Genomic DNA, 26,559 nt, shown 5'->3' on the forward strand with positions numbered 1-26,559 from the left:
CGGCGACCGCACGCAGCACCGACGAGGAGACACCGAGGCACATGGCACTGTTCAAGCGGTCCCGCACCCCCCGCGACGCCGAGCCCACCCCTGCCGGGGGCGTCCGCGGCGCGGACCTCACCGACGACGAGCTGCGCGAGCTCGGACTCTCCGCGGACGAGATCGACCGCATGGGTGGCCTCGAGGCCCTGCTGGCGGAGGACACCCCGGCCGAGCCCATCCCCGACGAGGCCGAGGAGATGGCACCGGCCCACCGCGACATGCTGCGTGCCGAGGCCGAGGAGGCCGTGGCGCTGGGGCTGCCGCGCCCCGAGGGCCTGCGCGCCACCGGCCCGTACGACTCCACCGAGGTGCCCTCCCCGCGCAACCGGGTGGACATGGGGTCCATCTGGGTGCCCGGCGTGGGCGGCATGCAGATGCGCCTGGAGTCCGACCGCAAGACCGGTGCCGTGACGGCCGTGAACATCCTGCTGGGTGACTCCAACCTGCAGCTCCAGGCCTACGCCGCCCCCATCTCGGGCGGGCTGTGGCAGGAGATCCGTGACGGTCTGGTGGATGGGCTGGAGAAGTCCGGCAGCCACGGTGCCATCGTGGAGGGCCCGCTGGGCCCGGAGATCCACGCCCGCATGCCGCGCACCGGCAAGCTGGGCTCGGACCAGGCGGAGGCCAAGACCGCGCCGGTGCGCTTCATCGGTGTGGACGGCCCGCGCTGGTTCCTCCGCGCCGTGATCTCCGGGCCGGCCGCGGTCGACCGGGAGAAGGCCGGTCTCATGTACGCCCTCATCAAGGCCACCGTGGTGCACCGCGACGACGTGCCGCGCGAGCCGCGTTCGCTGCTGCCGCTGCACCTGCCCTCGGACACGCCGGAGAACGGGTCGATGGCGGCGCGCAGCCAGCCGCGTCCGGGATCCGCCCCGGCCTGATGGCGACCCCCGTCCCGCCGGTGCAGCCCCACGCGGCCACGGCCCCCGGTGCCCCCGGGCAGCAGGACGGCCGTACTGCCCCCACCGGGGTGACCGAGACCGTCGAGGCGGTGATCCGTCACCGGCTGGCCGACACCCTCGGGGGGTGGCGCGGTTCGCTCGAGACCGCCCTGCCCACGGTGGCCTTCGTGGTCTGGTGGCTGGTGCGGGAGGACCTCACCGGCGCCGTGATCGCCTCGGCCGTGGTGGTGCTGGTCCTGGCCGCGGCGCGTCTGGTCACCGGCGGCACCCTGCGCTACGTGGGTGCCTCGCTGTTCGCCACGGCCCTCGCGGCCTTCTTCGCGCTGCGCTCGGGCAACGCCGAGGACGCCTTCCTACCCGGCATCCTCATGTCGGCGGCCTGGGGCGTGGTGACGCTGGCGTCCATCCTGGTGCGCTGGCCCCTCATCGGCTTCCTCGTGGCCATCGGCGACCCGCAGTTCGAGCAGCAGCCCACCCGCTGGCGCACCTCGCGGGCCATGGTGCGGGTCTGCTCGCGTCTGACCTGGGTGCTGGTGGCCCTCTACGCCCTGCGCGTGGCGGTGATGCTGCCCATGTACCTGGCGGGCAACGTGGCCGCCCTGGGGGTGGCCAAGATCGCGATGGGGTGGCCGCTCTACCTGGTGGCCGTGGCCGTCATGGTGTGGATGCTGGTGGCGGGGCGCACGGCGGTCGACGACCGCGTCTGACGCGTCGTGGCGCCTAGACTTCGGGCCATGTCGCGCCGCCAGAACCGTTCCTCCCCCCGGCAGTCCGACCTCGTGGGGACCCGGGCCGTGGTCGAGCTGGGGGAGGTGGCCCACGGGGGGCACTGCGTGGCCCGGATGCCGGACGGGCGGGTGGTCTTCGTGCGGCACGGCCTGCCGGGGGAGCAGGTGGAGCTGCAGGTCACCGAGGGTGGGTCCGACAGCCGTTTCCTGCGGGCCGATGCGGTGGACGTGCTGCGTGCGGCCCCGGGCCGCCGCGAGGCGCCCTGCCCCTACTCAGGGCCGGGGGGCTGTGGGGGCTGCGACTTCCAGCACGCCACGCCCGAGACCCAGCTGGAGCTCAAGCAGCACGTGCTCACTGACCAGCTGCGGCGTCTGGGCGGGTACTCCGGGCCGGTGGAGATGCGGCGGCTGGAGTCCGCTGGGCCCGCCGGGCTGCGGTGGCGCACCCGGGTGGAGTTCACCCTCGGACCCGAGGGGGTGCCCGGCCTTCGGCGACACCGCAGCCATGAGGTGATCGCGGTGGACGACTGCCTCATCGCCACCGAGGGGGTGGTGGGTGCGGCCGGGCTCGGACGCCCGCGCGATCCCGGGGTGCGGGGCGTCGACGTGGTGGACCCTTCGGTGGGCGAGCCGGTGGCGGTCGAGCTGGGGCAGCGCGGGCGGGTGCTGGGGGACGAGCCGGTGATCCGTGAGCAGACCGTCTCGCCGCAGGGGGAGCCGCTGGGGGTGAGCCTGGGGGCGCGCGGCTTCTGGCAGGCGCACCCTGCGGCGGTGGCCACCTATGTGCAGCACGTGCTGAACGAGCTGGAGCCGCGCCCGGGGGAGCGGGTGTGGGACCTGTTCAGCGGCTCGGGTGCATTCACCGTGCCCCTGGCACTGGCGGTGGGGGACACCGGCCAGGTGCTGGCCGTGGAGGGGCACGAGCCGGCCGTGGACGCGTGCGCCGCGGCGTTGGAGGAGCACGCCCCGGGCACGGTGGCCGACCTGGTGGTGGGGGATGTGGCCGAGACCCTGGGCCGGTGGGAGGGCGGTGCGGACCTGGTGGTCCTGGACCCGCCCCGCACGGGTGCCGGCCGGGCCGTCATGGAGGCGGTCGCGGGCAGCGGCGCCTCGCGGGTGGCCTACGTCGCCTGCGACCCGGCCGCCCTGGGGCGGGACCTCGGGCACGCGGCGGAGCTGGGGCTGGAGGTGGAGCGGGTGGTCGGCTTCGACGCCTTCGGCACCACCCATCATCTGGAGGCGATCGCCACGCTGCGTCGTCGCTGAAGCCGCGCTCGGCTCGGGCGTGCAGGGCCCGGCCGGAGGCGCCCGTCTGGTAGTATCTTGACGTCAAGATAAAAAGTGCGAGGTCATCCCCCGGGGCACGGGCGGTCGAAGGCACCCCTCTCTGGACCAGAACCCCTCCTCACCCCAGAATGGATGACGACGGCAGCAGCCCGTCCGCCGCGGCGGTCGATGGCGTGCTGGACCACCACCACCGTCGCCGGTCCGCGCAGTCGTGCGGTCCTCGGGCGGCTCAACGAAGGGATTGGTTGTGAGCGACAGCTTCGGAGCCAAGTCGACCCTGAAGGTCGGCAGCAACGAGTACCAGATCCACCGCATCAAGGACGTCGAGGGCCTCGAGGGCGCGGCGAGCCTGCCCTACAGCCTCAAGGTGCTCCTGGAGAACCTGGTGCGCACCGAGGACGGCGAGAACATCACCGCCGACCACATCAAGGCCATCGCGGACTGGGACGAGAACGCCGACCCCAGCGTGGAGATCCAGTACACGCCGGCCCGCGTGATCATGCAGGACTTCACCGGTGTGCCCTGCATCGTCGACCTCGCCACCATGCGTGAGGCCATGGCCGACCTCGGCGGCGACCCCACCAAGATCAACCCGCTCGCCCCCGCCGAGCTGGTCATCGACCACTCCGTGATCATCGACGTGTTCGGTACCCCCGACGCGTTCGAGAAGAACGTCGAGATCGAGTACGAGCGCAACGAGGAGCGCTACCAGTTCCTGCGCTGGGGCCAGACCGCGTTCGAGGACTTCAAGGTCGTCCCCCCGGGCACCGGCATCGTCCATCAGGTGAACATCGAGCACCTGGCCCGCACGGTCATGACCCGTGAGATCGATGGCGAGACCGTCGCCTACCCCGACACCTGCGTGGGCACCGACTCCCACACCACCATGGTCAACGGCCTGGGTGTGCTCGGCTGGGGCGTCGGCGGCATCGAGGCCGAGGCCGCGATGCTCGGCCAGCCCGTCTCCATGCTCATTCCGCGTGTGGTCGGCTTCAAGCTGTCCGGCGAGATCCCGATGGGCGCGACCGCCACCGACGTGGTGCTCACCATCACCGAGATGCTCCGCGAGCACGGTGTCGTGGGCAAGTTCGTCGAGTTCTACGGCGAGGGCGTCGGCGCCGTGCCGCTGGCCAACCGCGCCACCATCGGCAACATGTCGCCCGAGTTCGGCTCCACGGCGGCGATGTTCCCCATCGATGAGGTGACCCTGGACTACCTGCGCCTCACCGGCCGCTCCGACGAGCAGGTCGCCCTGGTGGAGGCCTACGCCAAGGAGCAGGGCCTGTGGCACGACCCGGCGGTCGAGGCCCGCTACTCCGAGTACCTCGAGCTCGACCTCTCCACCGTCGTGCCGTCCATCGCCGGCCCCAAGCGCCCGCAGGACCGCATCGCCGTCTCCGAGGCCAAGGAGTCCTTCCGCAAGGCCCTGGGCGACTACGTCACCGATGACCAGGTGACCCCGGCCGAGAACATGGCCGGCGAGGCCGACACCGCATCGGCGCTGTCCTTCCCGGCCAGCGACGCCCCCGCCACCGACGGCGAGACCGCCGAGGAGCACGAGGCCGAGCGCCCCGCCGGACAGGCCGCCGGCAAGCCCGTCGAGGGCCGCGCGTCCCAGCCGGTGTCCGTGACCCTGGCCGACGGCACCCAGACCGAGCTGGACCACGGTCACGTGGCGATCGCCTCGATCACCTCCTGCACCAACACGTCCAACCCGTCGGTGATGATGGCCGCCGCCATGCTCGCCAAGAACGCGGTGGACAAGGGCCTGCAGAGCAAGCCCTGGGTGAAGACCTCCATGGCCCCCGGTTCGCAGGTCGTCACCGGGTACTACGACAAGACCGGCATGTGGCCCTACCTGGAGGCCCTGGGCTTCCACCTGGTCGGCTACGGCTGCACCACCTGCATCGGCAACTCCGGCCCGCTGCCGGAGGAGGTCAGCCAGGCGGTCAACGACAACGACCTGAGCGTCGTGTCCGTGCTGTCCGGCAACCGCAACTTCGAGGGCCGCATCAACCCCGACGTGAAGATGAACTACCTGGCCTCCCCGCCGCTGGTGGTCGCCTACGCGCTCGCGGGCACCATGGACTTCGACTTCGAGTCCGAGCCGCTGGGCCAGGACTCCGAGGGCAACGACGTCTTCCTGAAGGACATCTGGCCGGCCGCCGACGAGGTGGAGAAGGTCATCGGTGAGGCCATCACCACCGAGATGTTCACCAAGGACTACGCCGACGTGTTCGAGGGCGACGAGCGCTGGCAGTCGCTGGAGACCCCCGAGGGCGACACCTTCGAGTGGGACGACGAGTCCACCTACGTGCGCAAGCCCACCTTCTTCGACGGCATGGAGGCCGAGCCGGAGCCGGTGGAGGACATCACCGGTGCGCGCGTGCTGGCCCTGCTGGGTGACTCGGTCACGACCGACCACATCAGCCCGGCCGGTGCCATCAAGGCCGACAGCCCCGCGGGCAAGTACCTGCAGGAGAACGGTGTGGACCGCAAGGACTTCAACTCCTACGGTTCCCGCCGTGGCAACCACGAGGTGATGATCCGCGGCACCTTCGGCAACATCCGCCTGAAGAACCTGCTGCTGGACGGTGTCTCGGGTGGCTTCACCCGCAACTTCCTGGACGGCGGCGAGCAGACCACCATCTTCGAGGCCTCCGAGGCCTACCAGGAGGCGGGTGTGCCGCTGGTCGTGCTCGCCGGCGCCGAGTACGGCACGGGCTCCTCGCGTGACTGGGCCGCCAAGGGCACCCGCCTGCTGGGTGTGAAGGCCGTCATCGCGCAGAGCTTCGAGCGCATCCACCGCTCCAACCTCATCGGCATGGGCGTGCTGCCGCTGCAGTTCCCCGAGGGTGAGACGGCGGAGTCGCTGGGCCTGGACGGGACCGAGACCTTCGACATCGAGGGGATCACCGCGTTCAACGACGGTGAGACCCCGAAGACGCTGAAGGTCACCGCCAGCAAGGACGGCGGGGAGGACATCACGTTCGACGCGGTGGTCCGCATCGACACCCCCGGTGAGATGTCCTACTACCGCAACGACGGCATCCTGCAGTACGTGCTGCGCCAGCTGGCTGCCTGAGCACGGGACCCGTCCCGCGGGTCCGAGCGCTGCGCCCGTCCCCACCGGGGGCGGGCGCAGCCGCGTGCCGGGCCGGGTGCGACCCCTCGATGGGGTGGGCGTCACCCCCGGGAACGTGCGTCGGTCCGCGATGCTGTCGGTCCCCGGCGTTATCGTGACGGCGTCCTGACCGGGGCGCGCGACGCGGCGACCCGAGAGGTCGGACCGAGCAGGGGCGCGGCGCCCCACGGACACAGCGAGGGAGGGGCGGCGTGAGCCCAGAGCACAGCGAGACGACCGGTCGTCGCCCGACGCCCACGGCGGGGGGCTTCGGCTCCGGTCCGGCGGACTCCGGACGCATCCAGGGCCTCGACGGCCTGCGGGCACTGGCCGTGGGGCTGGTGGTCGTGTACCACCTGCTGCCGGACCGTCTGCCCGGTGGTTTCATCGGGGTCGACGTCTTCTTCGTCATCTCCGGCTTCCTCATCACCACCCTGTTGCTGCGCGAGGTGCGTCGCAACGGGTACATGAACATGCCGACCTTCTGGATGCGACGCATCCGCCGGCTGCTCCCGGCCCTGGTGCTGGTGCTGCTGGTCTGCACCGCGTTGGTGTGGATCGTCGACGTCACGCGTGGGGGAGACCTGCGGGTGGGCCTGGGGCGGCAGATCCTGGGTGGGCTCACCTTCACCACGAACTGGGTGGAGATCGCGAACGGGACCTCCTACTTCGACCAGAACCAGCCCGTGCTCTACAAGCCCCTGTGGTCGCTGGCAGTGGAGGAGCAGTTCTACCTGCTGTGGCCGCCCGCGCTGGCGCTGATGCTGGTGCTGTCCGCACGCTGGCGGGGACGCATGCTGATGGTGATGGGCCTGGGGGTCGGCTCCGCGGTGTGGATGGCGGTGCTCTACTTCACCGCCGACGACGTGACCCGGCCGTACTACGGCACGGACTCGCACCTGTTCGGCCTGATGGCCGGGGTGCTGCTGTCCTTCTGGTGGATGTCGCGGGGCAGCTGGTTGCGCAGTGCGGCCTGGCGGCAGTGGCGGGGGCCGGCCGGTCTGGTGGCGCTGGTGGGTGTGCTGCTGCTCTCGCTGGTCATGCCGGAGGACCGTGCGGTCACCTACCTGGGGGGCCTGTTCGTGGCCTCGGTGCTCACGACGGTGGTCATCGCCTCCCTGCTGCCCGGGCGCACCTGGCTGCACGGGCTGCTGGAGCTGCGGCCCATGGAGTGGGTGGGGGAGCGCTCCTACGGGCTGTACCTGTGGCACTGGCCCGTCCTGCTGCTGATGCTCGCGGCCCTGCCGGCGCAGGAGGAGGGATCGCTGGGCTACTGGACCCTGCGGCTGGTGGCCGTGGTGATCACCGTGCTGGTGGCCGAGGCCAGCTACCGCTGGGTGGAGACCCCCATCCGGCGGCAGGGTTTCCGCTCCTGGGCGCTGGGCGTCGTCGACGCGGTACGGCGCGGGGAGACCAACGGCTCCCGGGTGCCGGTGGCCCCGGCCCGGGTGGCCGCCGGCGGTGCTGCGCTGGCCCTGCTGATGGGTGGTGTGGCCGTGGCCACGGCACCGGAGAAGACCGAGACGCAGCTGGCCATCGAGGCCAATGAGGAGGCCCTGGCCGAGCTGGAGCCCGAGCTGCCCGTCCCGCCCTCCTCCGGGGCGAGCCCGGACGGCCCCGGGAGGTCCCCGTCGTCGTCGGGTTCGGCGTCGGGTTCGGGCACACCGACGGGTGGTTCCTCGGAGCCCACCAGTGAGCCCTCGGCGTCGTCCGACCCGGAGAAGAGCGGCCCGTCCGCGTCGGCGCAGCCCAGCGGCTCGGGCAGCGAGCCGGAGCCGACGGCGTCCTCCGGTGGACCCTCGGGCCCCGCGAGCGAGGAGCCCGAGGAGTCGGTCTCCTCCGGGGGCGATGACTCCGGGTGGTACGTGCCGAAGGGCGACCAGGTCACCGTGTTCGGTGACTCGCTGGTGGTCTCCAGCCTGTACGGATTCCGGGACAAGTTCCCCGGGGTGCAGCTGGTGGCCAAGTCCAACCGCCAGTGGCCGGAGGGCCGGGCCCTGGTCAGGGCGCACCTGGAGGCGGGGGCCGTCCGGGACTCGGTGGTGATGTCCTACGGGACCAACGCCGGGGTGCGCGAGCCCGAGATCGTGCGGGAGGCGCTCGACCTGCTGGGTCCCGACCGGCAGGTGGTGCTGGTGAACCTGTACGGCAAGTCCTCGTGGATCGAGGAGTCCAACGCCAACCTGCAGGAGATCGCGGACGACTACCCGAACGTCGCCGTGGCCGACTGGCACTCCATGGCCTCCCAGAACCCCGGTTACCTGCAGAGCGACGGGGTGCACCCCGACATCGAAGGGGCCAACGCGTACGCGCAGCTGGTGAAGGACACGTTCGCGGCCCAGGCGGGGGAGTGAGCACGGCGGGCCCGGCCCGTTGAGGGTGGCCGCCGAGGAGGGACTGCGAGGGAACGCCTGTCGGGTCATCGACTGGCCATCTGGAACGAATGTTCCATAGACTGCGGTCATGACCTCAGGACCTCCCGGCTGGCCGGCCGCTGTGCGCCCCGTCGACGCGCCCGGGTGGCGGGAGGACGCGGTGGCCTGGCTGCTGGACCTCTGTCCGGCGGACTTCCGTGCCTACGACGGTTGGCGGCGGCACCCGGTGATGCTCGCGTGGATGACCGAGCGGCACGTGGCGGGACAGGTGGAGGTGATGCGGCAGGCCTGGCGGGACGTGCGCCTGCACGTGGGTGTCCACGTCCCCCCGGAGGCGCTGCCCTCGCTGATGGAGCACATGGCCGCGGAGGGCCGGCGACTGGCTGAGGCCCACCGCGGCGCGGCCCTGCTCCGGGAGGCGTTGCAGGGCGAACGTTGGGTCCCGCGCCTCTAGACTGGGCCCTTCCACGACGGAACGGACTTTGCGTGAGCACGTTGGACCACATCGGCAACCCGGACGACCTGAAGGCGCTGGCGGCGGACCGCCTGCCCGACCTTGCCCAGGAGATCCGCACCCGCCTCATCGAGAGCGTCTCCCGCACCGGCGGGCACCTGGGACCGAACCTCGGTGTGGTGGAGCTGACCATCGCCCTGCACCGGGTCTTCGACTCCCCGCGTGAGCCGATCGTGTTCGACACCGGCCACCAGAGCTACGTGCACAAGATGCTCACCGGCCGCACCGACTTCAGCACCCTGCGTCAGTCCGGGGGGCTCAGCGGCTACCCCTGCCGTGCCGAGTCCGAGCACGACGTGGTGGAGAACTCCCACGCCTCCACGTCGCTGAGCTGGGCGCACGGCATCGCGGTGGCCCACCGGCTGCGGGGCAACACCACGCCCACGGTGGCCGTGATCGGTGATGGCGCGCTCACCGGTGGCATGGCCTGGGAGGCGCTCAACAACATCGCGGCGGACAAGACCCTGCCCCTGGTGATCGTGGTCAACGACAACGAGCGCTCCTACGCGCCCACCCTCGGTGGGATGGCCGAGCACCTGGCCCACCTGCGCACCCAGCGTCGCTACGAGCAGGCCCTGAGCTGGACCAAGAAGAGCGTGCAGAGCACGCCGGTCGTCGGGCGCCCGGCGTTCGACGCCCTGCGGGGCTTCAAGAAGGGCGTCAAGGACATGCTGGCGCCGCAGGGGCTGTTCGAGGACCTCGGCATCAAGTACCTGGGCCCGGTCGACGGCCACGACCTCGAGGACCTCGAGAGCACCCTGCGCCTGGCCAAGCGCTTCGGTGGCCCCGTGATCGTGCACGCCATCACGCAGAAGGGGCGCGGTTACGACCCCGCCACCAACGACGAGGCCGACCGCTTCCACGCCGTGGGCAAGATCAACCCCGAGACCGGGCTGCCTCTGGAGATCGCCGGGCGTGCGTGGACCGAGGAGTTCTCCGAGGAGCTCCTCGACCTGGCCGGTGAGCGCGAGGACATCGTGGCCATCACTGCCGCCATGCTGATCCCGGTGGGTCTGGAGCCCATGCAGGCCGCCCACCCGGAACGGGTGTTCGACGTGGGCATCGCCGAGCAGCACGCCGTCACCATGGCCGCCGGCATGTCCTACGCGGGTCTGCACCCGGTGGTGGCCATCTACTCCACCTTCCTCAACCGTGCCTTCGACCAGCTGCTCATGGACTGTGCCCTGCACCGGCAGGGGGTGACCTTCGTGCTCGACCGTGCCGGCATCACCGGGTCGGACGGTGCCTCCCACAACGGCATGTGGGACCTGTCGTTGGTCGGCATCGTGCCCGGCGTGCACCTCGCGGCCCCCCGCGATGGGGTGCGCGTGCGGCAGGCGCTGCGCGAGGCCGTGGCCGTGGACGACGCCCCCACCGTGCTGCGCTTTCCCAAGGGCAGCGTGCCCGAGCCGCTGGAGGCCGTGGCGCAGCGGGACGGGGTCGACGTGCTGTCCGAGGACGGCGACGGGCCGGTCGACGACCTGCTGTTGGGCGTGGGCGCGATGGTGCCCGTGGCCCTGGAGGTCGCCGACGAGCTGCGGGCGGCCGGACGCACGGTCCGCGTGGTGGACCCGCTGTGGATGCTGCCGGTCTCGGACGGCCTGCGGGCCGAGGTCGAGCGGGCCGGAGGCCGCCTGAGCGTGATCGAGGACAGCCTCGTGGTGGGCGGTCTGGGCAGCCGGCTGGGTGCCGAGTACCCGCAGCGTGAGGTGCGCAGCTTCGGCATCCCGCAGCGCTTCCTGGACCACGCCTCGCGCGGTCAGCTGCTGGCCGAGCTGGGTCTCAACGCTGACACCATCTCCGCCGCGCTGCTGGACTGACGCGCAGGGTTGGCGTTGCCCGCCCCTCAGGCGGCGGGCAGTTCGCCGCGGGTGCGCAGGAGCTCCACGAGGCGGTCGGCACGGTCGGTGACGAGGCCGTCGACGCCCAAGTCCAACAGGCGCTCCATGTCGGCCACCTCGTTGATGGTCCACACGTGCACGTGCGCCCCCGCCAGGTGCGCTGCGTCCAGGAAGGCCTCGTCCACCACCCGCAGTCCGCGGAAGTGCTCGGGCACCTGATAGGCGTCCACCCCGCGCGACACCGCACGGATCAGCCGGTGTCCCAGTGTCTCCATGCCCGAGGCCACCCGCCGGCCGGGGCGGGCCACCCGCCCGTGGCGCCACTCGGCGGTCAGCACCCCCACACCGGCGGCCAGGACCAGCACCCGGCTGGCGGCCCACATGAGCGCCGTGCACCGTTCGCCCGCGGACGTCGCCACCGGGCGGCTCAACAGGGCCAGCGCCCGGCGGCGGCGGGTGTCGTCGAAGGAGGTCACCAGCACCCGGTCGTGTGCGTGGAGCCGCTCGATCACCGCGACCGTGGGCTCCACGGCCGCATCGGACTTCAGGTCGATGTTGACCCGCAGCGTCGGGTGCCGCTGCAGCAGATCCTCGAGGGTGGGGATGGGGTGGCCCCCGGTGATGCGGGCGGTGCGCACCACCTCCCACGGCAGGTCGTCCACGAGCCCTGCGGAGTCGGTGACGCGTTCCAGCGACTCGTCGTGGAAGGCGACGACCACCCCATCGGTGGTGGTGTGGACGTCGGTCTCCACGTACTCGCAGCCCAGGGCGACCGCCGCATCGAAGGCGGCCATCGAGTTCTCCCCGCCGTCGGGGGCATAGCCGCGGTGGGCCAGGGCGACGGGGCGACCACTGGTCAGGTACGACGACGAGGGCCTCACGTGGGCGGTGGGGGTGCTCCGAGCATCACGGGTGGCGGGCATGGGCACAGCCTTGCGCACCGAGGTGAACAGCACATGACACGCCACCGTGCGCACGGGAGGGCCCCGCGCACGAGCTGCCCCGCACACGGGAGGGCCCCCACGGCGGTGGGGGCCCTCCCGACGTCCGGCCGCGTCCGGCGCGGCCACGTCCGGTGTCAGATGTCGCGGAACACCGTGATGCTCGCGCCGAGCTCGTTGAGCCGGTCGGCCAGCGCCTCGTACCCACGGTTGATCACGTAGACGTTGCGCAGCACCGAGGTACCGGGGGCGGCGAGCATGCCCAGCAGGATCACCACGCCGGGGCGCAGGGCAGGCGGACACATGATCTCCGCCGCACGCCACCGGGTGGGGCCCTCCACCTGGATGCGGTGGGGGTCCAGCAGCTGCACGCGGGCGCCCAGGGTGGACAGCTCGGTGAGGTGGATGGCGCGGTTCTCGTACACCCAGTCGTGCACCAGGGTCTTGCCCTCGGCCATGGCACCGATGATCACGAAGAAGGGCAGGTTGTCGATGTTCAGGCCCGGGTAGGGCATCGAGTGGACCTTGTCCTGCGGCGCCACCAGCGGGCCGGGCTTGTAGGTGAGGTCCGCCAGGCGGGTGCGACCGTTGTTGGAGGTGTACTCCTCGGACAGCTCGTACTTCATGCCCATGTGCTCGAGCGTGGCCAGCTCGATCTCGAGGAACTCGATGGGGGCGCGCTTGATGGTGATCTCGGACTGGGTCACGATCGCGGCGGCCAGCAGGCTCATGGCCTCGATGGGGTCCTCGCTGGGGGAGTACTCCACGTCGGCGTTGATGTCCTCCACGCCGGTGATGGTCAGCGTGGTGGTGCCGATGCCCTCGATCCTCACGCCCAGCTCCTCCAGGAAGAAGCAGAGGTCCTGGACCATGTAGTTGCTGGAGGCGTTGCGGATGACGGTGGTGGTCGGCTCCATGGCGGCAGCCATGATGGCGTTCTCGGTCACCGTGTCGCCGCGCTCGGTGAGCACGATGGGGCGGCCGGGGGCCTTCTTGTTGACGGTGGCGTTGTACTGGCCCTCGGTGGCGAGCACCTCCAGGCCGAAGGGCTTGAGGGAGTTCAGGTGCGGTCCCACCGTGCGTGTGCCCAGGTCGCAGCCACCGGCGTAGGGCAGCTGGAACTCGGGGTAGCGGTGCAGCAGCGGGCCGAGGAACATGATGATCGAGCGGGTGCGGCGCGCCGCGGCCTCGTCGATGTCCTCCAGGCGCAGGGTCTCCGGCGGCGTGATGCGCAGGTCGTTGCTGTCACCCAGCCACTTGGTCTCGATCCCGATGGAGTTGAGCACCTCCAGGATCCGGTTGACCTCCTCGATGCGGGCGAGATTGCGCAGCGTGGTGGTCCCGCGGTTCAGCAGCGAGGCGCACAGGAGGGCCACGGCGGCGTTCTTGGAGGTGCGCACATCGATGGAGCCGGACAGCTTGCGGCCGCCCTCGATGCGCAGGTGCTGGGGCATGGAGGCCGGGATCACGATGTCGTGGTCCAGCGCCTCGCTCACCTTCGCCACCGTCTCCAGCGACAGGTTCTGCTTGCCCTGCTCCATGCGCGCCACGGCGCTCTGGCTGGTGTTCAGGATCTCCGCCACCTGCGTCTGCGTCATGCCTCGGTGCAGCCGCGCGTCGCGGATGAGGTTCCCGATCCGTGCCAAGTACTCATCAGTCATGGCTCGACGCTATCTCATGGATGAGATATGGCAAGGCCCTGTGGCGCGATGTGTGTCACGTGGTGCTGGGAGGTGTGTGTCGCGTGGTGTCTGCCGAGGGCGCGAGGCCCCGGCGACTCAGCCCGCGGGGGAGGGAACGTTCGCCTCGGACGGCGGCTCGGCTCGCGAGGCCCGGACGATGACGGGCACCGCCAGGTCTCGCTGCCAGGGCCGGGCGCCGCCAGCCTCCAGATCCGCGTCGACCCGCGAGGCCTCGAGCGATTCCTGCGCCGCCGTGTTCCACAGCACCTCCCGCAGGAGGGAGGGGGTGAGCAGGTTCTCCACCGGCACGCCCAGACCCTCGGCCATCTCACCGAGCTCGGCCCGGGCGGCAGCCAGTCGGGCCGCGGCCCGCGGGTCCCGGTCGGCCCAGGCCTTGGCGGGCGGGGGGCCGGTGGCGGGGAGCTTGGCCGGCGGCAGGGCGTCCTCCGGCAGTGCGGCGGCCCGCTGCACGGCGTCCCACCACTGGTCACTGTGGCCCTGCACCGTGGCCATCGCCCGTCTGACCCTGCGCTCCGCGGACCCGGAGGCGCGGTGCGGGCGCCCGCCCTTGCCGTTGCGCGCCCCGCGGGCCGCCAGGGCGTAGCGCACCACCGGTGCCATGTCCGCCGGGTCCACCATCGGCGCAGTGGCCAGGGCCACCAGGGCGTCGTCGTGCATCACCTTCGAGGGGGTCACGTCCCGTTCCCGGGCCATGTCGTCGCGCACCTGCCACAGTTCGCGCAGGGCGGCGGCCTGCCGGGGGCGGCGGATGCGGTGGGTTCCGGACGTGCGGCGCCAGGCGTCCTCCCCGTGGTCCTTGGCACGGAAGGAGGTGAGCGCCTCGAACTCCTGCCGGGCCCACTCGGTGCGTCCCTGCTGGGCGAGGTCGGCCTCCATGGCGTCGCGCACCTCCACCAGCACCTCCACGTCCAGCGCGGCGTAGACCAGCCAGTCGGTGGGCAGCGGGCGGGTGGACCAGTCCACCGCGGAGTGCTCCTTGGCCAGCGTGAGGTCCAGGTAGTGCTCGACGACCGCGGCCAGGCCCACCCGGGGCAGGCCGGCCAGGCGCCCACCCAGCTCGGTGTCGAACAGGGCGCGGGGGCGCAGGCCCAGGTCGGCGAGACAGGGGAGGTCCTGGGTGGCGGCGTGCAGCACCCACTCCGGTCCGTCCAGGGCCTCGGCCAGCGGAGACATGTCGCTGATGCCCACGGGGTCCACCAGCACGGTGCCGGCCCCCTGTCGGCGCAGCTGCACCAGGTAGGCGTCGTTGCCGTAGCGGTGTCCCGAGGCGCGCTCGGCGTCGATGGCCACCGGGCCGGTCCCTGCCGCCACGCGTTCCGCGGCCGCGGCCAGGGCGCTGTCGTCGGCCACCACCGGCGGCAGGTCCTCGGCGGGATGGGTGAGCGGGGTGGGCATCACACCACCCCGTGCAGGGCCACCACGCCCTGCGGCAGCGGCGGCACACCCGCCACGGTCGTCAACAGGTCCCGCCAGGCCTCCAGGTGGCGCACGAGATCGTGGTCCAGGGGCGTCCACGAGGCGCGGATCTCCAGCACGACCTCCACCCCGTGGTGCTCCCGACCGCCGAAGGACTCCGAGGTCACCCGGGTACTGGTGCCACTCAGCTCACCGACGGTGCAGTTCTGCTGGGCCAGGCACTCGGACACCCACTGACGGCCCACGTCGCCGAACAGCGGGTCGTGGGCCAGCTCGGGCTCCAGCGGTGTGCTCACGAAGGTGACCACCCGCCAGGCTCCACCCCACTCCTCGGGCTCCGACGGGTCGTGCAGAACCACCAACCGGCCCGAGGCCAGTGGCGCCCCATCGGCCTCTGGAAGAGGCGCACCCGCCGCACCCGGCTCACCCACGCCTGACGCACCTGCCAGGTCCAGCACCTCGGCGGTGAAGGCCACCGACGCCGGGGCCAGCCGCGAGGGGGCGGGCACCTCCTCGGTGATCATCCCCGCGCGGGGCGGTGCCGCCCGGAGGGCGTCGAGGCTTGCCTGCGGGTCAGCAGCGCGGCGCCCGCGCAGGATTCGTGGGGTCACGGCCATGACGATATGGGGGGCCACCGACAACCTCCCGCAGGCGCGCCGTGGGACCATGGGGGGCATGACGGACCCCACCGCCTCCCCCCGCTCCTCGTCCTCCGACGCCACCCCCTCCACGCCCGTGCCGGACGGCTCGGCGCAGGGCCAGCAGGTGCCCACCCTCGTCGCCGCCGCACGCGGCCGGGAGGTGTCGCACACGCCGGTGTGGTTCATGCGCCAGGCGGGTCGCTCCCTGCCGGAGTACCGCGCCCTGCGCGAGGGCAACGCCATGCTGGAGGCCTGCCGCACCCCGGAGCTGTGCACGGAGATCACCCTGCAGCCGGTGCGCCGCCACGACGTGGACGCCGCCATCTTCTTCAGCGACATCGTGGTGCCGATCCACGCCCTGGGGGTGGACCTCGACATCGTCCCCGGCACCGGCCCCGTCGTGGCCGAGCCCTTCCGCACCCGCGCCGACCTGGACCGCCTGCCGGAGCTGACGCCGGACATGGTGCCGGACATCAGCGAGTCCATCGCCGCGGTCCGCTCCGCGCTGCGGCCGGACCAGGCCCTCATCGGCTTCGCCGGCGCCCCCTTCACCCTGGCCAGCTATCTCGTGGAGGGCGGGCCGTCCAAGAACCATGAGCGCACCAAGGCCCTCATGCACGGCGACCCCGAGCTCTGGAACGCCCTGTGCGAGCGCCTTGCGGCCATCGCCGGCGCGTTCCTGCAGGTCCAGGTGGACGCCGGGGCCGATGCGGTGCAGCTCTTCGACTCGTGGGTGGGCTACCTCAACCGCGCGGACTACCAGCGCTTCGTCGCGCCGCACTCCGCGGCTGCGCTCGCCTCGGTGGAGGGCCGGGTGCCCCGCATCCACTTCGGGGTGGGCACCGGTGAACTGCTCGACCTGATGGGCCAGGCGGGCGCCGAGGTGGTGGGCGTGGACTACCGGGTGGACCTCGCCGACGCCCTGGAGCGCACGCAGGGCCGGTACGCCCTGCAGGGCAATCTGGACCCGGCACTGTTGTTCGCCCCGGACGCGCCGCTGATGGCCCGCGTCGACGAGATCGTCGAGGCCGGCCGGCAGGCACCGGGCCACATCTTCAACCTGGGCCACGGGGTGCTGCCCTCGACCGACCCGGACGTGCTCACCCGCGTGACCGCCCGGGTGCACGAGATCTCCGGTTGCTGATGGGGGCGCGCTCGCTGGTCGTCGTCGGGGGCGGCATCAGTGGTCTCGTGGCCGCGTGGCAGCTGGTGGAGCACGAGGGCGTCCCGCCGCGTGAGGTGACGGTCCTGGAGGCTCGTCAGCGCGTGGGCGGGGTGCTCAAGCGCCGCGAGGTGGCGGGCAACCCCGTCGACCTGGGTGCGGAGTCGGTGCTGACGACGCGCACCGAGGCGCTCGACCTCATCGAGGAGCTGGGCCTCACCTCCGAGCTGCACCGTCCCACGGGGGTGCCCGCCTCGGTGTGGTCGCGTGGCGGCTTCCACCCGGTGCCGCGGGGCACCGTCATGGGGGTGCCCGGTGACCCGTCGCTGGCGCAGGGCCTCCTCACCCCCGATGAGGTGGAGCGCGCCCAGGACACCGGTCGCCCCCACGATCCGGTGCACCAGGACCTCTCGGTGGGCGACTTCGTCGAGCAGCGCATGGGACCCGCGGTCGTGGACCGGCTGGTCGAGCCGCTGCTGGGCGGTGTCTATGCCGGCGACGCGCGGCGACTGTCGCTGCAGGCCTGTATCCCGGCGCTCGCGAAGGTGGCCCGCGAGGGCACGCCGCTGGTGGACGCGGTGGCGGCCATGACGCCCCGCAGCGGGGGCACCCAGGCCCGTCCGGTGCCGCCGTTCGCCTCGTTGGAGGGTGGACTGGGGCGGCTGCCGGAGGAGCTGGCGCGCCACCTGGTGGATCGGGGCGTCACACTGCGGACCGGTACCGAGGTGGTCGCCCTGGAGCGCCGCGGCGCGCACCAGGCGGTCGGCTGGGACCTCGCGCTGGGTGGCGGGGACACCCTCGCTGCCGATGCGGTGCTCCTGGCCGTGCCGGCGCCGGCGGCCGCGCGGCTGCTGGCCGGCGTGGCCCCGGAGGCGGCGGCCGACCTGGCGGGTGTGCGCACCGCATCGATGGCGGTGGTCACCTTCGCCTTCCCGGCGGCCACGATGCCGCCGCTGGAGCGCTCGGGCTTCCTGGTGCCCCCGGTGGACGGGCGGGCCATCAAGGCGGCCACGTTCAGCTCGGCCAAGTGGCCGCACGTGGGGGACGACGACGTGGTCTACGTGCGGGCCTCGCTGGGGCGGGCCGGTGACGACGAGGTGCTCGAGCACGGGGATGCGGCGCTGGCACGGCTGGCCCTGCAGGACCTGCGGACGGCGGTGCGCGAGGACAGCGGTCAGGAGCTGCCGGACCCGGTGGAGCACCACGTGCAGCGGTGGGTCGACGGGCTCCCGCAGTACGACGTGGGGCACGTGGACCGCGTCGCCGGGGTGCTGGCCGCGGTGGGCGACCTGGAGAGCATCGAGCTGGCCGGGTCGGCCTACGACGGGGTGGGCATCCCAGCCTGCATCGCCACCGCCCGGGGCGCTGCCTCGCGACTGGTGGCCGGTGGGACAATGACCCCATGAGCGATCGCGATCGAGTCAGCCCGAGCAAGGTCCGGGAGATCAACGAGTCCATCCGCTACACGATGTGGTCGGTGTTCGAGGTGCCGCAGGCGCTGCCGGCGGACCGGATCGAGGAGATCGCGGGGGAGGCCGAGGCGTTCTTCGAGGGGCTGGCCGAGCAGGGTGTGGAGCTCCGCGGGGTGTACGACCTGGCCGGCATGCGGGCTGGGGCCGACTTCCTGATCTGGTGGCACGCCGAGTCCAACGACCAGCTGCAGGCGGCGTACAAGGCGTTCCGGCGGACGGAGCTGGGCGCTCGCTCGCACGCCACGTGGAGCGTCTCGGCGCTGCACCGTCCGGCGGAGTTCAACAAGAGCCACGTGCCGGCCTTCCTCGCCGGGGGCCGGGTGCGTGAGTACCTGTGCCTGTACCCCTTCGTGCGGTCGGTGGACTGGTACCTCATGGACCCCGAGGAGCGTCGCCGCATGCTGATGGAGCACGGTCAGGCCGCCCGTCCCTACCAGGAGGTCCGTGCCAACACCATCCCGGCGTTCGGCCTGGGTGACTACGAGTGGGTGCTGGCGTTCGAGTCCGACGACCTGGGCCAGATCGTGGACCTCATGCGCACGATGCGGGAGACCGATGCCCGCCGGCACGTCAAGGAGGAGACCCCCTTCCACACCGGCAAGCGGATTCCGGTGGGACAGCTGGTGAGGGAGCTGCCGCACCACCCGGCGGTCTGAACGAGAACGACAGCGACGGCGCTGCGAGCGTCGCGGTCCACGCCGCGGCGTGACGAAGGGGGCCACCCACGGGTGGCCCCCTTCGTCGTGTCCTCCTCGGTGGTGTCCCTCAGTCGTGGCTGCCGCGCACCGGCTCGCCGCCCTCGTCCGGCGTGAAGGTCAGGCAGACGGAGTTGATGCAGTAGCGCAGGTCGGTGGGGGTGTCGAAGCCCTCGCCCTCGAAGACGTGACCCAGGTGGGATCCGCAGGCGGCGCAGCGGGCCTCCACGCGGGGACGGCCGGGCAGCGAGTTGTCCTTCAGGTACTCCACCCGGTCATCGGCCAGGGGTGCGAAGAAGGCGGGCCAGCCACAGTGGGCGTCGAACTTCGTGGTGCTCTGGAACAGCTCGGTGCCGCAGGCGCGGCAGGAGTAGGTGCCCGGGGAGTCGAAGGAGTCGAACTTCCCCGTGCCGGGGCGCTCGGTGCCCGCCTGACGCAACACGGCGTACTCCTCGGCGGAGAGCTCCTCGCGCCACTCGGAGTCGTCGCGGCCCTTGGCGTACTTGGCGGAGTTGAGGATGGGGATGTCCATGGCTCCGATTCTCCCACCGGCACCCACTCCGCGCAGCCGGCGGGGGGCCACCGAGCCGCAGCCCGATGACCCCCGCCCGCCAGCAGCCCTGTAGGGCCTGAGCGCCTCAGCGCAGCGTCCTCCACGCCAGCCGGCAGCACTGCAGGGCGCAGCGCCTCAGCGCAGCGTCCGCCACGGGATGCTCACGACCTGCGGGTCGTGGTCGCTGAGCTGGTCGTGGAAGTCGGCGTTCACGTGCACCACGTCGTGCTGGTACGCCTCTCCACCGGCGGATCGGCCGGCCTCCGTGAGATTCCGCGAGAGCAGGATGTGGTCCAGCACCTGTGAGTTGCCCTGGTAGTTGTAGGTGTACCGGTCGGCAGGGGCGAGCTCGCGGGGCAGGTCACGCAGGGCCGTGTCACCGGACCCCACGAGGGTGTCGGTGACCGGGGAGAACTCGAAGTCGTTGACGTCCCCGGCCACGATCACGTTGGCGTCCGCGTCCTTCTCCAGCAGCGAGTCCACGAAGCCACGCACCTCACGGGCCTGCTGCAGCCGCTGCTCCTCCGAGCCACGCTCCGGCTCCTGCCAGCGGCCGAACAGCGGGTCGTCCCCGCCCTTGGACGAGAAGTGCACGCCGATCACGAACAGCGGCCGGCCCCGGTAGGAGTACTCGGCCACGAGCGGCTTGCGCGAGTCCTCCCAGGCCGGGCTCATGGGGTTGATGCGTCCCGGCGAGACCGACAGCTTGGCCCACGGGCCGCGGCTCTGCGCAGCGGTCGCCGTGGTGGCGTCGCCTCCGGCACGCTCCACGAAGCGCAGACCCGGAACGTCGGTGCGGTGCAGGAACACGTTGCGGATGTTCCCGCCGGGCTGGCCACCGTCCGCGCCGTCCTCGGGGTTGATCCAGGTGGCCTCGTAGCGCGGGCCACCGGCAGCCTCGATGGCGTCGATGAGCTTGGTGACGGTCGTCGTGGAGTCCACGGTGCCGTCGTTCTGGGAGCCGTTGTTGTCCTGGATCTCCTCCAGCGCCACGATGTCCGGCGCGTTGAGGTGCGTCACGAGCTGGTCGGCCAGTCCGGCGAACTTGCCGGAGTCGTCGGTGGGCGCGAGGTTCTCCACGTTGAAGGTGGCCACGTCCACGGCGTCGCGACGGTTGGGGTGGGTGACCTCGCGGGTGAAGGGGCTGGCCGTCACCTCGCCCAGGTCGGTGACCTGCAGCTTGTAGTTGGCGAAGGAGTAGTCGAGCACCCCGCTGGTCAGGCCCGCGAACCGGGCGCCGGTGTCCACCTGCGGCAGCGCGTCGGGGCCGAGGATGCCGTCGTCCAGGTGCACGCGCATCGCGTTGGGCTGGTCGTACCCGCCGTAGACCACACCGCCGGCGATGCTGATCCGGGCGCCGACCGTGCTGGGGACCACGGGGATCTCCCCGAAGGAGGCGGTGGGGCCCACCGCCTGGGCGTCGCGCACTCCGATCTGCATGCCCTCCAGCGACTCGTAGGTGTCGATGGCGTCGCGCTGCGGCTGGAAGACCGCCGCGTCGTCCTCCACCGACCCGGGCTCACCCGCATCGATGGTCTGGGCGGGCACCACGACGTCCTCACCCAGCACCACGGGGGCGGGCAGGTCGGCGGTGCCGGTGACCTTCACCTCGGGCTGGCTGAGCTGGGTGGTGGTCAGGTTGTCCCAGCCACCCTGGCCGCCGGGGCGGTTCTCGGTGACGGTGCCGGCCACGTCCACCGTGTCGCCGACGGACACGTCCACGCCGTCGGGGGAGTAGACGTAGAGGCCCTCGCTGGTGGCCGGGTCGTTGTCGGGGGTCAGGGACTGCATCCAGAACCCGTTGCGTTGGGTGGCCGTGACCACGCCCTGGACGTCCTGCACCTGCTCACCCTCCAGCCGGGAGCGGTGGGCTGCCCCCTGGATCTCGGAGACGGTGGCCGAGACCGGCTCCGGGGCGGGCTCCGGGTCGCCGACGGCTTCGCAGTCACGGACGGGGGTGCTGGCGTTCTGGGGCGTGGGGGCACCGGTGGTGAAGTCGCCGGCGTTCGAGTCGGTGTCCCAGCACGGTTCCGTGCGGGCCACCGAGGTGGTGTTCGAGGTGCGGTCGGCGGGGGAGCCCTCGGATGCGTTGGCGTCGCCCCAGCCCAGCAGGTCGACGACCGATCCGTCCGGACCCACCAGCTGCAGCTTGGCGCCCGAGGACGACATGGCCGTGGTGCCAGTGACATCCGGGGTGGGCAGGGGGCTGGCCGACTGGTTGGCTCCGGCCGCCTGCTGCACCAGGAAGTGGCCGCCGGCCGGGATGCTGCCGGTCAGCGGGGTGCGCTGGGCGCTGGTGCCGCTGGCCGACCGGTACTCCAGGGTCCATCCGGTGAGGTCCACCGGTGCGCTGGAGCGGTTGAACAGCTCCACGAAGTCGTTGCGCACTGGGGCGCCGGAGTTGCCGCCACCCCCGTAGGCCTCGTTGATGACCACGTTGGGGCTCGCCGCGTGGGCGGCCGGGCTGACGGGGCCCACGAGGGACACGGTGGGGAGCAGGAGCGCAGCGCTCAGGGCGAGACTGCGACGAGGGGTGGGGCGCATGATGGCCTTCCGGGAGTGAGTGGTTCAGGTCCGCCGGTCACTGTGACCCGCGGAGGTGCCCGTTCGGTGAACGTCGGGTGACGGCATGTCGAACTCGCGAGTGGCGCCCCCCCTGCACGCAGGCGGGTGCCACGGGCGCGCACCTGCGCACTCGTGCGGCAGCCACGGACGCGCAGCCGCCCGCTCGTCAGCCACTCCTGCGGCGCGTCGGGCCACTACTCTCGGTCCATGGCCAGCAAGGCAATCTCCCTCGAGGTCCCCGGTCCTGACGGGCAGGCCCGCTCCGTGCGGCTCTCCAGCCCGGATCGCGTCATGTGTCCTGCTGGTGACCAGCCGGGGTCCGCGGACGTCACCAAGGCCGACGTCGCCGCGTACCTGGTGGCCGTGGGCGATCGCTTCCTGGAGGCGAACGCCGACCGTCCCATCACCCTCCAGCGCTTTCCCACCGGCATCACGGGGGAGGAGTTCTACTCCAAGAACCCACCCAAGGGGGCCCCGGACTTCCTGCGCACCACCACCTGCACCTATCCCAGTGGCCGCTCCCACGAGCAGGTGGTGATCGACGAGATCGCCAGCGCCGTCTGGGCGGCGCAGATGTCCACGCTCACCTTCCACCCCTGGCCGGTGCGCACCAGCGACCACACCGGGGAGCTCCTCAACGACTGCCCCGACCAGGTGCGCCTGGACCTCGACCCGATGCCGGGGCGCGGCTTCGGCGACGTCGTCACCATCGCCCGGGCCGCCCGCGAGCTGCTCGGCGAGCTGGGCCTGACGGCGTACGTGAAGACCTCCGGCAACCGGGGTCTGCACGTGTTCGCCCCCATCGAGCCGGAGGCCGAGTTCCTGGACGTGCGGCACGGGGTGATCGCCGTGGCCCGAGAGCTCGAGCGGCGCCTCCCGGAGCTCGTGACCACCCGCTGGTGGAAGGAGGAGCGGGGCGACAAGTGCTTCATCGACTTCAACCAGCACTGCCGCGACCGCACCCTCGCCGGCGCGTGGAGCCCTCGCGCCCTGCCCGGCGCGCCGGTCTCGCTGCCGGTGGCCTGGGATCGCGTCGATGACGTGGTGCCCGGCCAGGTGGTGATCCCCACCGTCGCCGACCACCTGAGCGAGCCCGACCCGTGGGCAGGCATGGCCGACCGCCGAGCCTCCTTCAGCGGTGCCATGGAGATGTGGCAGGCCGACCTGGAACGCGGCCTGGGGGAGGAGCCCTTTCCCCCGGACCATCCCAAGATGCCCGGCGAGCCACCGCGGGTGCAGCCCTCGCGGGCACGCTCGAAGGATGGCTGAACCTCCAAGGAGAGCTGCACCTCCAACGGCAGCGGAACGTCGTAGGACAGTGGAACCTCGACGCACAGCTGAACGCGCGCTCACAGCAGACCTCGTGAGGCTCGGGAGGGTGCGGGGTCCTCGAAGTGCACGGTGGCCACCCCGGCGCTGTCGCGTTCCACCCGGTGTGTGACCCCGGGTGCCTCGACGGCCCTGTTGTGTGGACCGCACAAGGGGATGGCGTTGGCCAGGTCGGTGGGTCCGCGGAGCTGCGGGTCACCTTCCGGTGAGCCCCGCCGGGCAGCCCACGGTCTGTCGTGATGGATCTGGCACCAGCTGAAGGGTCGATCGCATCCTGCCGCGGCGCACTCCGAGTAGATCGTGCTGAGTGCCAGCCGCTGGTTGATCGTGAAGAAGCGTTTCTGCGTTCCGAGGTCGAGGGGGAGCGAGGGGCCGCCCAGCACGCTCGGGATGAGGTTCGCCTCCGCCGCGATCCGTCGCAGCTGCCCGGCCGACACCTTCTCGCCCACGTCCGTGCGGCCCGAGCGGGCCACCTCGCCGCGCAGGGTCTCCAGGTCGGTGTGCACCACGACGGTGGCGGTCACCTTGTGTCCCAGGTGGTCGACGGGCATGCGCTCGAACAACTCCGCAAGCGCCTTGCCGCGCTCGTGCTGCCAGTCGATCTCGTCCTGCGCGCGCATCTCCGCCCGTGCGTCGGCCCCGTGGTCCACCCCGTGGTCACTCGTGTCGCCCACAGGCCAAGCGCCTGCAGATGCCCCCGCGGGCCCACCGCCGGCAGCCGCGCCCGCAGGCCCATCGCCCGCAGGCTCCGCCATGCCGGGCCGACGCCGCCGGGTGGGGGAGACCATCGCGCCGACCACCTTCTCGATCATCCTGCCCTGCAGGGTCGGCACCACGAAGTAACCGGTGCTCCTCCCGTCCTGGCCGTGCCGGATCGAGAACCTTGCCTTGTCCCACGCGCGCCGTTCCTCGCTGCTGACTCCCTGGTCCTCGTGGGCGTCGACCACCTCCTGCGGAACCTCCAGGGCGTCCAGGCAGCGGCGCGCCGCACGTCGGAAGGAGGCCGGGTTCAACCGGGTGGCCGACGCCACCAGCGCCTCCTCCACCCGCTCCCGGTCGGCCGGGGAGAGCGTGTCCGGCAGGCGGTCCAGCTCCTTCACGATGATGGCCGCGTGCGCCTTCGAGATGTCCCCTGCGTCGAGCGCGCGACCGGTCGCGGATCGTCCCGTCCCACCCTCCGGTGCGCCGTTGCCCTGTTCCCCGGCGAGCGCACCCTTCCCCGGGCCCCCGGCGATCGTGCCGTTGCCCAACTCCCCGGCCAGCGCGCCGTCGAGGGCAGCCTGCCGCCCGTCGGCCCTGCCCCACGTCGGTAGAACTGCCCCTCGTCCAGGTGGTGGGACCGCCCGGCCTCGCGCTCGGCGCGGGCCACGTCGCCCACCCTCAGGCGGGCCGACTCCAGCTTGTTGACCGCACGGTCCAGCTCAGCGAGCAGTCCACGCAGCGCGCCGGGGGCCACGGGGTCGGTCCGCGCGCTGAGCTGTGCGATGGCCTCGAGCGTGGCGTCCAGGTCGCGGTGCAACGACTCGACGGCCCCGTTCGCGGCGGACACAGGGCAAGCCGTCGAATCCGTGGTCCACGTTCCCATGACTCACCCCCGCGAACCGTCCCGGCCGAAACCCCCTGTCCCGACCTCGTGCACCCAGTGTAGCCCATTCGAGAACACATGTGCAACCCCGGATCGTACATGTGGACGAGCGCCCATCGCCCGTGGAGAGACCGCCCGACCTGTGGAAACTCACCGGCGCGCCGCGGGGGCACCTCACCCCGCGCGCCCGCCCCGCCCGGCGCGGGTCAGCCGCTGCGCGCGGGCGGCCAGGAAACCCGTCCCGCCCACCACCAGCAGCAGCGCCACCAAGGTCACCAGCGCCAGGGCCACCCAGCCCATGCCCTGCCAGCCCAGCATGAACAGCGCGATCCCCACCAGGATCGCCACGATCGACATCGACCGCACCACCCCACGCACCGGCACGGGCAGCGCTCCGGAGCGCGCCATCATCAGCACCCCCACGCCCACCATCACGGCGGCGCTCACGGCCCCGGGCACCCAGGATCGGCTCTCGGCAGCGGTCTCGAGCAGCAGGGCAGGCATCACATCTCCGAGGGTCGGTGGGTCAGGGCATCCGGCAGCGAACCGCGCCGCACAGGACTCAGGAATCCGCCGCCAGCACGGCGTTCAGATCGTATCCGGAGGCCACGTCAACCTGCTCCAGGGTGCACTCGCCCGGGTCCTTGTCGTCCCGCCAGCGCACGAAGGTCACAGCGTGCCGGAAACGGTGTCCCTCCAGCTGGTCGAAGGCCACCTCCACCACTCGTTCGGGCCGCAGCGGCACGTAGCTCGTGTCCTTGGCGGAGGTGAAGCGGTTGCGTTCCCGTTCGGCCTGCGCCACCTCCCCGGAGGCGTCGCGCAACACCAGCGGCTGCAGCTCGTCCTCCAGCTCCACGCGCCGCGCCGCCGTGAACGCCGAGATCCCACCCACCGGTACCAGCTCGCCCTCGGAGAACAGCCCCAGCAGCAGCGACCCCACCCCGGATCCGCTCTTGTGCACGCGGTAGCCCACCACCACCGCATCGGCCGTGCGCTTGTGCTTGACCTTCAGCATCGTCCGCTTGCCGGGCTCGTACGGGCTGTCCAGCCCCTTGGCGATGATCCCGTCCAGTCCCGCGCCCTCGAACTCGGTGAACCACCGCTCGGCCTCGTCCGCGTCCGTCGTCGTCCGCGTCAGGTGCACCCCACTCGATGCGGGGAGCCCGCCCACCAGCGCCGCCAACCTCTCGCGGCGGGTCGCGAAGGGCGCCTCCAGCAGCTCACCGGAGCCGTCCACCAGCAGGTCGAAGCAGATCACCTCACCCGGCGTCTCGTCCGAGAGTCGCTCGATGCGGGAGGCCGCCGGGTGGATGCGTTGCGAGAGCGCGTCCCAGTCCAGCCGTTCGGCCCCGGGCTCCCCGGAGCGCACCACCAGCTCGCCGTCCACCACCGCCGGCGCCGGGATCACCCGCATCGCCTCGATCACCTCGGGGAAGTACCGCGCCAGCGACTTCCCGCTGCGTCCGATGAGGTCGGTCGCCTCGTCCCCCTCGCCCACCGCGGTCGCGGGGTCGGCCAGGGCACCCCGCACCACCAGGATGCGGAAGCCGTCCCACTTGGGTTCGTAGCTGCACCCGCCGGGCAGCGCGTCGGGGGCGGGCACGCCCTTGGCCGCCTTGGCCAGCATCACGCCGGGCAGGGTCACGGCATCGCCTGTGGTCATGGGCCCAGTGTCGCCCACCGC

Annotated in this window: 20 protein-coding genes; 11 read left to right on the top strand and 9 right to left on the bottom strand. The window is 72.0% G+C overall.

What is annotated here, in order from left to right; genetic code table 11:
* The first annotated feature begins 41 nt into the window (after positions 1 to 41).
* The 7 genes from ACEY2A_RS02795 (at position 42) to dxs (ending at position 10,792) form a co-directional block, all read left to right on the top strand.
* Entirely contained in the window at positions 42 to 923 is an 882-nt protein-coding gene (locus ACEY2A_RS02795; RefSeq protein ID WP_374929364.1) for a DUF3710 domain-containing protein, read from the top strand.
* Positions 923 to 1,651 carry a DUF3159 domain-containing protein gene (locus tag ACEY2A_RS02800; protein WP_374929365.1) on the top strand — a complete coding sequence of 243 codons (729 nt, stop codon included), beginning with the start codon at positions 923 to 925 and terminating at the stop codon, positions 1,649 to 1,651. The genes ACEY2A_RS02795 and ACEY2A_RS02800 overlap by 1 nt, the downstream gene beginning before the upstream one ends.
* A gap of 27 nt (positions 1,652 to 1,678) precedes the next feature.
* Positions 1,679 to 2,938 (top strand): class I SAM-dependent RNA methyltransferase, encoded by a 1,260-nt coding sequence (locus tag ACEY2A_RS02805; protein ID WP_374929366.1) that lies wholly within the window; start codon positions 1,679 to 1,681, stop codon positions 2,936 to 2,938.
* 262 nt (positions 2,939 to 3,200) lie between these two features.
* A complete protein-coding gene (locus ACEY2A_RS02810; protein ID WP_374929367.1) occupies positions 3,201 to 6,044 on the top strand; it encodes an aconitate hydratase in 2,844 nt (947 codons plus the stop codon).
* 251 nt (positions 6,045 to 6,295) lie between these two features.
* A complete protein-coding gene (locus ACEY2A_RS02815) occupies positions 6,296 to 8,437 on the top strand; it encodes an acyltransferase family protein (protein ID WP_374929368.1) in 2,142 nt (713 codons plus the stop codon).
* A 109-nt stretch (positions 8,438 to 8,546) separates the two neighbouring features.
* On the top strand, positions 8,547 to 8,912 hold the full coding sequence (locus ACEY2A_RS02820) for a hypothetical protein (protein WP_374929369.1): 366 nt from the start codon (positions 8,547 to 8,549) through the stop codon (positions 8,910 to 8,912).
* 32 nt (positions 8,913 to 8,944) lie between these two features.
* Positions 8,945 to 10,792, top strand: coding sequence for a 1-deoxy-D-xylulose-5-phosphate synthase (gene dxs / locus ACEY2A_RS02825; RefSeq protein WP_374929370.1), 1,848 nt, complete (start codon positions 8,945 to 8,947; stop codon positions 10,790 to 10,792).
* Positions 10,793 to 10,818: 26 nt separating this feature from the next.
* Here dxs and ACEY2A_RS02830 read toward each other — a convergent pair whose 3' ends face one another.
* The 4 genes from ACEY2A_RS02830 to ACEY2A_RS02845 form a co-directional block, all read right to left on the bottom strand.
* Complete coding sequence (locus tag ACEY2A_RS02830; protein WP_374929371.1) at positions 10,819 to 11,736, bottom strand: glycerophosphodiester phosphodiesterase family protein; 918 nt, start codon at positions 11,734 to 11,736, stop codon at positions 10,819 to 10,821.
* 155 nt (positions 11,737 to 11,891) lie between these two features.
* Positions 11,892 to 13,415: a helix-turn-helix domain-containing protein gene (locus ACEY2A_RS02835; protein ID WP_374929372.1), complete on the bottom strand. Its 1,524-nt coding sequence runs from the start codon at positions 13,413 to 13,415 to the stop codon at positions 11,892 to 11,894.
* Positions 13,416 to 13,532: 117 nt separating this feature from the next.
* Positions 13,533 to 14,852: an HRDC domain-containing protein gene (locus tag ACEY2A_RS02840; protein ID WP_374929373.1), complete on the bottom strand. Its 1,320-nt coding sequence runs from the start codon at positions 14,850 to 14,852 to the stop codon at positions 13,533 to 13,535.
* Entirely contained in the window at positions 14,852 to 15,484 is a 633-nt protein-coding gene (locus tag ACEY2A_RS02845; protein ID WP_374929374.1) for a DUF3000 family protein, read from the bottom strand. The genes ACEY2A_RS02840 and ACEY2A_RS02845 overlap by 1 nt, the downstream gene beginning before the upstream one ends.
* Positions 15,485 to 15,548: 64 nt before the next feature.
* On the opposite strand from ACEY2A_RS02845, the gene hemE reads away from it, so the two are divergent.
* Genes hemE through hemQ form a run of 3 tightly spaced genes read left to right on the top strand, consistent with a single transcriptional unit; the run spans position 15,549 to position 18,804 of the window.
* Positions 15,549 to 16,658, top strand: a complete 1,110-nt coding sequence (hemE, locus tag ACEY2A_RS02850) for a uroporphyrinogen decarboxylase (protein WP_374929375.1) — start codon at positions 15,549 to 15,551, stop codon at positions 16,656 to 16,658.
* Complete coding sequence (gene hemG, locus ACEY2A_RS02855) at positions 16,658 to 18,082, top strand: protoporphyrinogen oxidase (protein ID WP_374929376.1); 1,425 nt, start codon at positions 16,658 to 16,660, stop codon at positions 18,080 to 18,082. Before hemE ends, hemG begins: the two co-directional genes overlap by 1 nt.
* Positions 18,079 to 18,804: a hydrogen peroxide-dependent heme synthase gene (gene hemQ, locus ACEY2A_RS02860; protein WP_374929377.1), complete on the top strand. Its 726-nt coding sequence runs from the start codon at positions 18,079 to 18,081 to the stop codon at positions 18,802 to 18,804. The genes hemG and hemQ overlap by 4 nt, the downstream gene beginning before the upstream one ends.
* 109 nt (positions 18,805 to 18,913) lie before the next feature.
* On the opposite strand, the gene msrB is transcribed toward hemQ, so the two are convergent.
* Both msrB and ACEY2A_RS02870 read right to left on the bottom strand, forming a co-directional pair.
* Positions 18,914 to 19,375, bottom strand: coding sequence for a peptide-methionine (R)-S-oxide reductase MsrB (msrB, locus tag ACEY2A_RS02865; RefSeq protein WP_374929378.1), 462 nt, complete (start codon positions 19,373 to 19,375; stop codon positions 18,914 to 18,916).
* A 156-nt stretch (positions 19,376 to 19,531) separates the two neighbouring features.
* Positions 19,532 to 21,940, bottom strand: coding sequence for a lamin tail domain-containing protein (locus ACEY2A_RS02870; RefSeq protein WP_374929379.1), 2,409 nt, complete (start codon positions 21,938 to 21,940; stop codon positions 19,532 to 19,534).
* 228 nt (positions 21,941 to 22,168) lie between these two features.
* Between ACEY2A_RS02870 and ACEY2A_RS02875 the strand changes: the two genes are divergently transcribed.
* Entirely contained in the window at positions 22,169 to 23,230 is a 1,062-nt protein-coding gene (locus ACEY2A_RS02875) for a DNA polymerase domain-containing protein (RefSeq protein WP_374929380.1), read from the top strand.
* A gap of 80 nt (positions 23,231 to 23,310) precedes the next feature.
* On the opposite strand, the gene ACEY2A_RS02880 is transcribed toward ACEY2A_RS02875, so the two are convergent.
* The 3 genes from ACEY2A_RS02880 to ACEY2A_RS02890 all read right to left on the bottom strand — a co-directional run bounded on the left by ACEY2A_RS02880 (position 23,311) and on the right by ACEY2A_RS02890 (position 26,538).
* A complete protein-coding gene (locus ACEY2A_RS02880) occupies positions 23,311 to 24,540 on the bottom strand; it encodes a DUF222 domain-containing protein (RefSeq protein ID WP_374929381.1) in 1,230 nt (409 codons plus the stop codon).
* Positions 24,541 to 25,049: 509 nt separating this feature from the next.
* Positions 25,050 to 25,379, bottom strand: a complete 330-nt coding sequence (locus ACEY2A_RS02885; RefSeq protein WP_374929382.1) for a hypothetical protein — start codon at positions 25,377 to 25,379, stop codon at positions 25,050 to 25,052.
* A 58-nt stretch (positions 25,380 to 25,437) separates the two neighbouring features.
* A complete protein-coding gene (locus ACEY2A_RS02890; protein ID WP_374929383.1) occupies positions 25,438 to 26,538 on the bottom strand; it encodes an ATP-dependent DNA ligase in 1,101 nt (366 codons plus the stop codon).
* Positions 26,539 to 26,559 lie beyond the last annotated feature (21 nt).

It is taken from the genome of Kytococcus sedentarius, assembly GCF_041937525.1.
Lineage (GTDB): Bacteria > Actinomycetota > Actinomycetes > Actinomycetales > Dermatophilaceae > Kytococcus > Kytococcus sedentarius_A.

What these genes read in the sequence shown, in the direction of transcription:
- ACEY2A_RS02885 (WP_374929382.1), bottom strand. Translation starts at nt 25,379, where the DNA reads ATGCCTGCCCTGCTGCTCGAGACCGCTGCCGAGAGCCGATCCTGGGTG.
- ACEY2A_RS02805 (WP_374929366.1), top strand. Translation starts at nt 1,679, where the DNA reads ATGTCGCGCCGCCAGAACCGTTCCTCCCCCCGGCAGTCCGACCTCGTG.
- ACEY2A_RS02890 (WP_374929383.1), bottom strand. Translation starts at nt 26,538, where the DNA reads ATGACCACAGGCGATGCCGTGACCCTGCCCGGCGTGATGCTGGCCAAG.
- ACEY2A_RS02795 (WP_374929364.1), top strand. Translation starts at nt 42, where the DNA reads ATGGCACTGTTCAAGCGGTCCCGCACCCCCCGCGACGCCGAGCCCACC.
- ACEY2A_RS02840 (WP_374929373.1), bottom strand. Translation starts at nt 14,852, where the DNA reads ATGCCCACCCCGCTCACCCATCCCGCCGAGGACCTGCCGCCGGTGGTG.
- hemG (WP_374929376.1), top strand. Translation starts at nt 16,658, where the DNA reads ATGGGGGCGCGCTCGCTGGTCGTCGTCGGGGGCGGCATCAGTGGTCTC.
- ACEY2A_RS02875 (WP_374929380.1), top strand. Translation starts at nt 22,169, where the DNA reads ATGGCCAGCAAGGCAATCTCCCTCGAGGTCCCCGGTCCTGACGGGCAG.
- ACEY2A_RS02800 (WP_374929365.1), top strand. Translation starts at nt 923, where the DNA reads ATGGCGACCCCCGTCCCGCCGGTGCAGCCCCACGCGGCCACGGCCCCC.
- hemE (WP_374929375.1), top strand. Translation starts at nt 15,549, where the DNA reads ATGACGGACCCCACCGCCTCCCCCCGCTCCTCGTCCTCCGACGCCACC.
- ACEY2A_RS02835 (WP_374929372.1), bottom strand. Translation starts at nt 13,415, where the DNA reads ATGACTGATGAGTACTTGGCACGGATCGGGAACCTCATCCGCGACGCG.
- msrB (WP_374929378.1), bottom strand. Translation starts at nt 19,375, where the DNA reads ATGGACATCCCCATCCTCAACTCCGCCAAGTACGCCAAGGGCCGCGAC.
- ACEY2A_RS02820 (WP_374929369.1), top strand. Translation starts at nt 8,547, where the DNA reads ATGACCTCAGGACCTCCCGGCTGGCCGGCCGCTGTGCGCCCCGTCGAC.
- ACEY2A_RS02830 (WP_374929371.1), bottom strand. Translation starts at nt 11,736, where the DNA reads ATGCCCGCCACCCGTGATGCTCGGAGCACCCCCACCGCCCACGTGAGG.
- hemQ (WP_374929377.1), top strand. Translation starts at nt 18,079, where the DNA reads ATGAGCGATCGCGATCGAGTCAGCCCGAGCAAGGTCCGGGAGATCAAC.
- ACEY2A_RS02870 (WP_374929379.1), bottom strand. Translation starts at nt 21,940, where the DNA reads ATGCGCCCCACCCCTCGTCGCAGTCTCGCCCTGAGCGCTGCGCTCCTG.